1 protein-coding gene is annotated in these 1638 nt (G+C 38.6%); it reads right to left on the bottom strand.

Annotation, left to right across the window (positions count from 1 at the left end; genetic code table 11):
* Nucleotides 1-1638: BppU family phage baseplate upper protein (locus OS139_RS13605; protein ID WP_325067021.1), on the bottom strand; the 1638-nt coding region annotated here is incomplete at both ends.

Genomic DNA, 1638 nt, shown 5'->3' with positions numbered 1-1638 from the left:
TTTGCTCCAATGGTGGTTGCTACTGGTCCAATAATTAACCGAGCTTTATTAGAAATTCCAGTTTGTTCAGTTCCTGTTGAATGCCACGCTTCATAAGGCAACGGCTTTTCTTCTACCAGTACATTTTTCCCATTAACTAGAGGGGTTTCTAAAAAGTTCTTAGTTCCATCTACAGATTGTGGTTCGGTTAAGCTTACCGAATCATTCAAGCCTTTTTCAGTATATTCAGGCGTGATGTCCCAGCTGTAGTCGTTCGGATTGTTACTGTCTTTCAATCCTTCTCCGAAGTATTTAAACTGACTAATATTCGGGGTTCGGATGTTGCCTTTTTCTAGTTTGAGCCACTCAATTTGAACAGCGCCTAGTGATGTATTTGGGTGTTGATAGACTTGCAATATATTAGTAGTACCTGCATCAATTGCATCTTGACTTACAGTGAATGCAATTATCCACTCATCTACTTTACCCTCCACTGGCATCATTGTTCCAACTAATTGAGTTCCGCTCCTGATAAATACTCTAAAACTTTGAATAGCAGGTTTAGTAGCCTTCATCGTAAGCGTATATGTTTGTCCAGCTTCATAATTTTCTATGTTTCGTTTATTGTAAAGTAGGTAATCAGATGTACTTATTGGAAACACAGCAGTAGGATCAGCAATGTTCTCACCCAAAGCCACCTTACTCAAATGATACGGTGCATCGAGTAGATTTGGCTGGTATGGTGTAGCATTCGGCCCTTCTTCAATCTTAATATTGCTGATAACCACTCCACCTTTTATTTTAGTGGCGTCTACCATGCCAATAGATAAATAAAACTTTGATAAATCTGTGATTTCATAATTAACTATTCCTGTACCTTTGATTGTTAGTTCTTTTCCTACTTCTGCACCTTCAGTGCTAGCATATAACAAAATAGTTCCACCGCTAGCTTTACGGTAACCAATCATCAGATTGCCAATGTCGCCAGTTGTACCTTCTTCAAATTTAACCGTAGCACTCAAGGTGTAAGTTTTACCCTTAAGTAAGCTAGGGATACTATTCTTTGTATAGGTACTAAGTCGATCTATTCCTTGTGATGTTATGCGTATACTGTTATATCCTACGTCTGAGACTGTGACATCACTCTGGACATTAAAATCAGAAGCTTTAATTACACTCATTAAATTCGGGTTCCCCGAATAATCATAGCCCCCGAAGTCGATGCTGTTGGAGTACATCTTTTTCAGCTTGCCGAGATCGCCGATTTGCTGCTTGGTTTGATCAAAACGATCATTTGCCTTATCAATATTAGTATTGAGAGTTGCGACATCTTGATTGGCTTTCGTGATTTTGTCGTTTGTGTCTTTTAATTTCGCATCAATCTGCGTTTCAGATTCCGCAATTTTCTGCTCAATCTCTTGCTTCCCATCAGCTAGAATTTTCTCAATTTTATCAATGGTCTGGCTAAACCCATTGAAATAATAGTCTTCTAGTTCTGGCGTACTATCATCGATTGGACTGCGTTTGATGTCAAAAGTAAAACGACCAGCCGTATCTAACGAGCGGTCGTCTGGGAAATCAATATATACGCTACCTTCTACTTTACCGACATATCCTAAAATATTATCTTCTAATACGATAGATACAATACCATTCACA

The sequence above is a fragment of the Enterococcus sp. E4-223 genome, assembly GCF_035727065.1.
GTDB lineage: Bacteria > Bacillota > Bacilli > Lactobacillales > Enterococcaceae > Enterococcus_B > Enterococcus_B faecium.
Note: the sequence above shows the minus strand (reverse complement) of the source record. Positions and strands in the feature narration are given on the sequence as shown.